At 55.2% G+C, this 8405-nt stretch carries 7 protein-coding genes and 1 pseudogene; 5 read left to right on the top strand and 3 right to left on the bottom strand.

The window, feature by feature from the left end:
* The first annotated feature begins 32 nt into the window (after nucleotides 1-32).
* Both B7L71_RS04200 and B7L71_RS04195 read left to right on the top strand, forming a co-directional pair.
* Nucleotides 33-383 (top strand): putative quinol monooxygenase, encoded by a 351-nt coding sequence (locus B7L71_RS04200; RefSeq protein ID WP_016916271.1) that lies wholly within the window; start codon nucleotides 33-35, stop codon nucleotides 381-383.
* A 51-nt stretch (nucleotides 384-434) separates the two neighbouring features.
* Nucleotides 435-902 (top strand): S-ribosylhomocysteine lyase, encoded by a 468-nt coding sequence (locus tag B7L71_RS04195; RefSeq protein ID WP_081136182.1) that lies wholly within the window; start codon nucleotides 435-437, stop codon nucleotides 900-902.
* Between the two features lie 110 nt (nucleotides 903-1012).
* On the opposite strand, the gene B7L71_RS04190 is transcribed toward B7L71_RS04195, so the two are convergent.
* The 3 genes and pseudogenes from B7L71_RS04190 to B7L71_RS17585 all read right to left on the bottom strand — a co-directional run.
* Nucleotides 1013-1723, bottom strand: coding sequence for a DUF3800 domain-containing protein (locus B7L71_RS04190; RefSeq protein ID WP_139788422.1), 711 nt, complete (start codon nucleotides 1721-1723; stop codon nucleotides 1013-1015).
* Nucleotides 1724-1942: 219 nt separating this feature from the next.
* Nucleotides 1943-5410, bottom strand: a complete 3468-nt coding sequence (locus B7L71_RS04185) for a DNA methyltransferase (RefSeq protein WP_081136181.1) — start codon at nucleotides 5408-5410, stop codon at nucleotides 1943-1945.
* Between the two features lie 127 nt (nucleotides 5411-5537).
* Nucleotides 5538-6053: pseudogene (locus B7L71_RS17585) on the bottom strand (methyl-accepting chemotaxis protein); the annotation flags it as partial.
* Nucleotides 6054-6166: 113 nt separating this feature from the next.
* Here B7L71_RS17585 and B7L71_RS04175 point away from each other — a divergent pair.
* The 3 genes from B7L71_RS04175 to B7L71_RS04165 all read left to right on the top strand — a co-directional run bounded on the left by B7L71_RS04175 (nucleotide 6167) and on the right by B7L71_RS04165 (nucleotide 8210).
* Nucleotides 6167-7237 carry a PAS domain-containing protein gene (locus tag B7L71_RS04175; RefSeq protein WP_081136179.1) on the top strand — a complete coding sequence of 357 codons (1071 nt, stop codon included), beginning with the start codon at nucleotides 6167-6169 and terminating at the stop codon, nucleotides 7235-7237.
* Nucleotides 7237-7482, top strand: a complete 246-nt coding sequence (locus B7L71_RS04170; RefSeq protein ID WP_249273173.1) for a GTP-binding protein — start codon at nucleotides 7237-7239, stop codon at nucleotides 7480-7482. Before B7L71_RS04175 ends, B7L71_RS04170 begins: the two co-directional genes overlap by 1 nt.
* 77 nt (nucleotides 7483-7559) lie before the next feature.
* Complete coding sequence (locus B7L71_RS04165) at nucleotides 7560-8210, top strand: peroxiredoxin (RefSeq protein WP_081136178.1); 651 nt, start codon at nucleotides 7560-7562, stop codon at nucleotides 8208-8210.
* Nucleotides 8211-8405: the final 195 nt, after the last annotated feature.

The raw sequence follows: 8405 nt of genomic DNA, 5'->3' as shown, positions 1-8405 counted from the left end.
TGGTCGCTGTTCCATCATCAGGATGCTTGATCATGTCGAAGAAAATCTACTGCACCGCCAGCTTCAAACCCAAGCCTGGCAAAGAAGAAGCGGTCTTCAAGGCGCTGCAAAGTCTTGAGCCCAACGCCCATCGTGAAGATGCTTGCCTGCTGTACACGGTGACTCGCCAGATCGATAACCCGTTTGCCCAAGGCACCAGCTACCCCATCGTGTTTCATGAAATCTGGGCCAGCCGTGAGGAGTTTGAAGCGCATTGCCAGCGTAAAGAGATCCAGGAGTTTTTCGCTCAGCACGTCGAGTCGCCGGATGGCGACATCGAAGACGCCAACGTATGTGTCTACACCGATGAGCCGTGGAATTTCGACGCCCCCAAGGTGTCATGAGTGCACAACGTGTAGAATAGCCCCGCGAACGAGAGCGACTACGGAGCCAACATGACCGAAAAAAAGATGAACGTCGAAAGCTTTAACCTGGACCACACCAAGGTGAAAGCCCCCTATGTGCGTCTGGCCGATATCAAGGAAGGCCAGCACGGCGACCGTATCCACAAATACGACCTGCGTATCTGCCAGCCCAACAAGGAGCACATGGAGATGCCCGCGCTGCACTCCCTGGAGCACCTGATGGCGGAGTTGTCGCGCAATCATACCGATAAAGTCGTCGATATCAGCCCGATGGGCTGCCAGACCGGCTTCTACATCGCGTTGATCAACCACGACGATTACGACGACGTACTGTCGATCATCGAGCAGACGCTCAACGACGTCTTGACCGCCACCGAAGTGCCTGCCTGCAACGAAATACAGTGCGGCTGGGCCGCCAGCCACAGCCTGGAAGGTGCCCAGGAACTGGCGCGTAACCTGCTGGCCAAGCGCGGTGAGTGGACTGAGGTGTTTGCGTGAGTCGTTGTGTAAGTAAGCACTGACTGCTGAACGCCCCCTTGATGGGGGCGTTTTTGTAGGGTAGCTTTAGGTGATATGTCGTTACTTATGCTGTTCGGCTATACGCTGCTTTAGAGTTGAACGGTGTGCTTATTGCTGCGTTCGGCTTTTCGGGCGGCTGGAAAGAAAAACTCAGAACAATTCAAGCATGGCCTGAGAATTTCAAAATATTCGGAACAGACTCCTTCATAATGCAACTGAATCGCGCCAGCCAACATGTCAGCAAACTGGATGCCAAGTTCTGACTTGCTATCTGCTTGCTTTATGCCTAGAGCGGTGTGGTTGTGGCCGTCTACTAGCCGTTCATAAAGCGCCCCTTGAAGATAAATATGAAGTGGGTGGCCTGCATTGGGGGCAATACCCCGAGGGTCAGGTATCAACGTAACCTGCCGGTATCGAGAGATAGGCTCCAATAAAAAAGACTTAATAAAGTAATTATAAAGCATGGAGTCATCATGCCGAAGACGTTCGTGTACGCCTTGTTTGGCAACAACGATAGCTCTGTATTCAATTGCTTGATGTTTTTGGCAGATTTCCGCAGCTTTTTCGCAGAACCATAGGCGAAGGCTATGCGGCATGTTGACCCACTTCATTTCTTCTTTTGGAGGCCATTTAGCTTTTTTCTTAACGTCCTTCACAGACCTGCAAAGGTATTTGTTGGCTTCCAGACAAGTGAAAGCGCTGGCAATCGTTAGATGCTTTGAAGATCCGCCTTTGCCAAAAGGCGCATCAAATTTCCAGCCTAAATCTCCGCTTTCATCAAGGTATACCAGTCGCTGCATAGGTGAGATCTAGTGCCAGAGAAAGTAAAAGGCCACTGCGATAGCAATGGCCTTGAAAGCAGGTGCGACCCCTGGGACCGGCGCACAAATCAGTACGCTTACGATGCTTACGCTGTCGCGGTTGTCCAGGCCTTACTCGCACATACCAATCATCGCTGAATCTACAAATGTGGTCAAGCGTCGATAGTGTCTATGCCAGCCTTGCTGTTTATCGTCATATCACCTTACCAACCGCCAGTGTTCGTCATCCTGCTGGGCTTGGCCGAGGGCGGCGAGGGCGGAGAGTACCTCGTTGACGCCTTTTAGCGGTTTGCGTTTGAACTGGGCGGCCAGGCTTTCCGCGCTGTGGGGGCTTTGGGCGAGCATGTCCCGCAGCAGCGTGACCTGGGTGGCGAGGTCTTTGGGCCAGGTGGCTTTTGTTTTGTCGGCGGCTGGGGCGCTGGCCTCAGCCGTAGTGCTTTGCAGCTCTTTTTGCGTGGGGGCGGCTTCTTCCGGCGCTTGGTAATCTGGGCGTAGCCAGCGCACCTTGCCTTGCGCTTCTTCCGCAGCGCGCTGTTTGTTGAGCGCCACTAGGCGCATCAACAGCTCTTCTTCAGCTTCTGCTTGAGCGGCGGGTTTATCCGGCAGGGGCGTGGTGGCTCCGGGTAAGCCCACGAGTGCTTTTGCCAAGTCATCCCAGCCGTAGGCGTTAAATACCGCGCGGTCTAAGGCATCGTGGTCGGTGAGCAGGGTGCTGACCAAGCCTTGCTGGTTAATGGTTTGCTCCTTGGCGTTGAGTTCTTCGCCTGCGCGGAGCTTTTCCATTACGTTGTACATGCCAGTGAGCGTCAGCGTTGGGTGCTCGGCCTGCTGGCGCTTGCGGTGGGCGTCGATCTGTTCGGCCAGTTGTCCGATCTGTGTCGCCTGTTCATCGGTAAGATCGGGGAAGGGGAAGGTCTCGAAACACTGAGTTTTCGGATAGACAGGTCGGTCTTCCAAAGTGCTACCAGTCGCAAGCGACCATTTAATATGAACACGACTCGATATAATTCCAAAACTATGAGCATCTTTTAACGCAATATTAATCAGTTTGTTGTCCGGTAAGATATCGGCATCCAAAAACGTAAACAGGCGGTGTTTTGCTGTTTCGACAGTGGCGATATAGCGGGGAAGGTCGGCAAGTTGATTACGTAATTTCGGGTTGGTCTCTCCAAAGAGCCACCAGTTGCGCTTTCGTGACTCACGCTTATTGTTGTCCCGCTCAGGCTTAACCCGTTCAAGTAACCACTGATAAGCCGCTGGGTATTGTGATTTTGCTTCATCGGCAGTTAGCCCGAAGAAGTCAATGACCATTACATCCCGAGAACTTTGGGTTAGGTCTCGGCCATTTCGGTAATGCCTAATATGTTGCTCTAAGCCTTGAGTAGCGCCAAGCCCAAGATGCCTAGCTTCTTCCTGCGAAACAATGAACCCTTTACCGAATAATGATACGCCTCGGTTACTAAGTTCGCTGTTAGATTGTAATGGCTGTGCATTTGCCACATCTGCCCCAATACTTAAATCGGCAAACACCTTACCCTCGCGGCGGCTTAGCGATACGCCGCGGGCTTCGCGGTTTTCTTCGCTACTTTCACTTGTTACTTGCTGCAACAGCCCCGGTGCTTCGCCGGCACGGCCTACGGTCATGGCGATGCGCACAGCGGCGCCGTTGTTGCCGTCTACCCAGGGGTGGTCGGGAATCGCAAAGGTGAGCGAAAGCGGTTTTTTGGCATCGTTTAAGTGTGGTTCCAGCACGCGGCGGTTGAAGGTTTGGCGCAGGCTATTGGTGGTAATAAAGCCAAACTGCTGAGCGTGGCCGTTGCGCACCGCGTCAGCAGCAATGTGCCACCAGTACATGACAAAATCGGCAGATTCCGGCACCGTGCCTTTAAATACCTGGCGCACGGCGTCTACATAGCCATCGCCGAGGGCGCGGCGCATGGTAGAGGCCCCAATAAACGGCGGGTTGCCGACAATGTAATCCGCTTCCGGCCACTCGGCGCGCTTGGGGTTGTGGTAGCGGTACACCGTGGTGCGGGCGGTTTCATCGGGGATCAGCTCGCCGGTGGCGGGGCTTTTCTTCATGCTGATGCCGTCCCAAATGGTGACTTCTTTGCCTGCGTCATCCAGCAGCGGTTCGCGGCGTTCAAACTCAATTAGCGCATCGCGGTTTTCAATGTTGTGGAAGTCTTTAAGGATCGGCTCGGGCAGGTCGAGCTTGCCGTTAATGCGGTAGTGCCACTGCAGGTAACCAATCCACAGCACAATTTCGGCGATGGCGGCGGCGCGGGGGTTAATTTCCATGCCGAGGAACTGCTGGGGTGAGACGGTTAGCCCTTCGGCGTCCAGTGAATCTTGCCCGCCGCTGAGGTCGGCAATCAGGTTTAACACCTCGCCTTCCAGGCGCTTCATGTGCTCTAGCGCGACATACAGGAAGTTGGCGCTGCCGCAGGCGGGATCCAGCACGCGTACTTGGCAGAGCTTGTGGTGAAAGGCGCGCAGGCTCTCTAGCGCTTTATCGGTTTTGCCTTTCTGGTTGTGGGTTTCCGCAACCACCTGGGCGGTGGCCCACTCCCGGCGTAGCGGTTCAATCAGCGTGGGCATGACCAGCCGTTCCACATAGGCGCGGGGCGTGTAGTGGGCACCTAGCTTGTGGCGCTCACGAGGGTCTAGGGCGCGCTCCAGCAGCGTGCCGAAAATGGCCGGTTCCACAAACCGCCAGTCGGCTTTAGCGGCATCAATCAGCAGTTGGATTTGCGCGGGGGTGAGCGGGATGGGGTCGATACCTTTGAACAGGCCGCCGTTAAAGCGCATTACCTTGGCCGTGAGTACGCCGCTAAAACCGCCGCTGTTCATGCTTTCCCACAGCGAGCCGATGGCATCGGTAAAGTGCTCTGGGGTTTCTTTCATGCGCTCTAAAAACGCGGTAAAGCTGCCTTTGGGCAGTAGCTCTACGTCTTCACTGAACATGGTGAACAAGCAGCGCTTCAAAAAGTGCGCCACGCGGTCCACTTCATAGCCATCGGCTTCTAGCGCTTTGGCCAGGGTGGCGAGTTTATCGCTTACGGCGCGGGTAACGCGAGCGGCATATTGGCTCGGGTCTAGGGTGTCGGGCGCTTCCCACAGGGCTTTTAGGCGTTGTTGAACCTCAGGTTGGCGCAGGTCTTCCAGCTTGATGCGGTAGTTGCGCGGGTCGGGGAAGGGCACATAGGTGCCGCCAGAGCGCGAAAATTCCGAATACAGCGCCAGGGTGCGGCCCACATCCGTTACCACAATAAACGGCGGGCGGCCTTCGTTGGCGGGCAGGGCGCGCACGTACTGGTCGGCTTGGTTATAGGCCGCCTGCATGGCTTTATCCCAACCTTTGGTTTCTAGCCCTTTGCCGGTTTGCTTGGCTTCCAAGACAAACGCGCCGCGCTTGTAGAGGTCGATAAAACCGCGGTTCTCGCTGCCGTCGGGGTTTTGAATATCTACCCGGCGCTCAAAGGTGTAGGCGTTTTCACTGTTATCTTTGCTGGCGGGGTCGGGCGTGGGTAGCGCCAGCAGTGCGCATAGCTCTGAAAGAAACAGCTGGTAGTTGGCCTTTTCGGTGCCGGTAGTGCCCTTCCAGCGGGCAATAAAGGTCTCAACGGCTTCAGGCGTAGCAACAGCAGCGGGCGCGTCAAACATCAGCAAGCATCCTTTCAGGCAGGGGTCTAACCACGTTAAGCGGGGTTAGATAGTAGCATGCTTAAGGGCTGATAAAAGAACGATGACGTGAGAGGGTGCACGTCCCTGTGCATGAAAATCGGTTCGCCTAAATATGCGTGTCAGCAGCCAGTTGCTCGATGGAGTAGGCAACGTCGCGGGCGTCTTGCAGGATCTTATTGACGATGGCATCGATTTCGCTGACGCTGGATTGGCTGGCTTTGCCTTGTTGAATCACCTGTTGCATGGCTTGCGTCGTGCGCTCTACCAACTGGCTGTTCTCTTTCAAGACACGGGTGATCTGCTCGACGGCTTCTGAGGCTCCTTTGGCTAGCTGACGCACTTCATTGGCCACGACGGCAAACCCGCGACCTTGTTCCCCAGCTCTGGCGGCTTCTACGGCCGCGTTCAAAGAGAGCAGGTTGGTTTGGCTGGCAATGTTGGCAATCGATTCCGTGATCTTGTTAATGCTCTGTGATTGCTTGTGCAGAGCATCGATCAACTCTTGTGCCTGTGCCAACGTCTGGGCTGCCTGCTCAGAGCCTTTGACCATCTCATCCAAGTGATCAAGGCTATCCTTCGCGGTGCGCTCTATTTGCGAAGTGCTGCTTTGAGCGGAACTGATGGTACCCTACATCTATTTACCAGATGAGAGGCACGAAGCGACAGGGTCGCTAGTCTATTCTGGAAGCACCGTTCTGAGGGCACCGTATTGCGGGCCAGTCACTCGAGGCGAGCATGCTAAATCAGCGTTGGCAGCACATCAGCAAATACAAGCTCACCCAGGAGAACGAGTCGGATGCCTTGGATCATCTGATCGCTTCGTTGGCAGACTTCTTCGAGTTCCCTGTTGCATTGATCTCGGTGCTTGGCCAGAAGCAGTGGTTTATCGCCAAGGCGGGGCTGGACATGGATTTCACTTCTCTTGAGGATTCCTTCTGTCGCCATGTCGTCGAACGGCGCGCTCCGCTGGTCATCGAGGATGCCAGCCAGCCCCCGGACTTTTGTGATAACCCCCTCGTGCTCTCCAGCCCATATATTCGCTTTTATGCAGGCGTGCCATTGGTGGCGGGCGGGCGGGAGGTCGGCGCCGTGTGCCTGATCGATGATCGGCCCAATACGCTGACCGCCAAAGACCTCAAGTTTTTAGAATCGCTCAGCTTTTTCATCAGTGATTACATCCGTCTCATCGACAAGCAGCGCGCCAAGGTCAGCAGCGCAGATTTTTCATTGATGATCGAGGCCGCTGATGTCGGCGTCTGGGATTGGGAAATTCCCAATGACCATAATGTCTTCAATCAACGTTGGTGCGAGCTGCTAGGGCTTGAGCGCGATGAGGTGGATAGCCGATCGTCTTTCTGGAAAGGCTTGGTACATAGTGACGACTATGCGCGGCTCAACAATGCCATACGTGCCCATCTGGCAGATGAAAGCGCCGTCTTGAATGTGGAGTATCGGCTGCGTCATGCGGAGGGTCATTGGCTATGGGTCAACACTTATGGACGTACCGTGGCCAATGATAGTGCAGGCCGCCCACTGCGCATGACCTGCGTGATTCGTGACATCAGCGAAAAGAAACGTATCGAGCTGCGCGAGTACAAGCAGGTTCAACTGCTGAATTTCATGAATCGTGCGCAGAGTGTCTTCCTTCAGGAGAAAAACATTCGCCACTCCTGCGAGCTGATTTTCGATGATTTATTAGCTCTGGCGGAAAGTCAGTTCGGTCTGATTGGCCAAGTCGTGGAACAGGAAGGTCATGGCAAGAGCGCATCAGCCCGGAAGCATTGGAGAGCTGGCTGGATCTGCTGATGGCCATGATGGGCGACAGAATGCTGCGCATGAAAGCCATCGTGCATCTGCAAGATCGAGACACACCGCTGGCGCTGCATGGCGTGCAGCATATCTTCCACCCACCGGCGTCGTTACCTGCCCACAGCGTCAGCGATCAGGTCTCCCGGTTCGTGTTCATTACCCATAACGTTTTCCCGGACACGGTGCGTCAGCTATATATGTTTTTCAACGCGAAAGCGGACAGTGTGGCTGTATTGTCTTAGCTCAAAAAGTTCTATAGTGAAGGGCGCTAAAGTCATATAAGGTATGAAAACCGGATACCCTTACTTGAGGAGCCACCATGTCACTACGCATCAATGCCGTTGTACCTGACTTCGAAGCGGAAACCAGCCAGGGGCCGATTCGCTTTCATGAATGGATAGGCGACAGCTGGGCGATTCTGTTTTCCCACCCCAAGGATTTCACTCCTGTCTGCACCACCGAATTTGGCGCGGTGGCTACCCTGAGCGCTGAATGGGAAAAGCGTGGGACCAAGGTGATCGGGGTGTCCGTGGACGGTGTCGAGGATCACAAGCGCTGGGCGGGCGATATCGAGACCGTCAGCGGCAGTGCCGTGAGCTTCCCTATCATCGCCGATGAAGGGCTCAAGGTCTCCAAGCTGTTCGACATGCTGCCGGAAGACGCCTACTTGCCCGATGGCCGCACGCCTGCCGATAGCGCGACGGTGCGCTCGGTTTTCATCATTGGCCCGGACAAGCAGCTGAAGCTCTCGATGACCTACCCGATGACCGTCGGACGCAATTTTGCCGAGATCCTGCGCGCGCTGGATGCTCTGCAAACCACCGCCAAGCACGGCGTGGCCACGCCTGCGGATTGGAGTGTAGGGCAGGATGTCATCATTCCTCCCAGCGTTTCCAATGAAGATGCTCAGCAGAAATTTGGTGAATTCGACGCGGTACTGCCGTACCTGCGTAAAACCAAACTGCGCTAAACCGTAGCACGCCCCGCCAGCCTGAGCTGGCGGGGTAGCTCAGCTCGCTTCGAGCGCGAGTCGCTCGATCGAGTGGGATACGCTTTGCGCTCCCTGCAATATCTCGTTAACGATCGCCTCGATCTCCTTCACGCTGTTCTGGCTATTCTGGCCCTGTTCCACCACCTGCTGCATATTTTATTGACGTCCTCCCCG

This window comes from Halomonas sp. BC2 (genome assembly GCF_002078115.1).
GTDB classification, from domain to species: domain Bacteria; phylum Pseudomonadota; class Gammaproteobacteria; order Pseudomonadales; family Halomonadaceae; genus Vreelandella; species Vreelandella stevensii.
The sequence above is the reverse complement of the archived record's forward strand: the minus strand, read 5'-3'. Positions and strand labels throughout refer to the sequence as shown.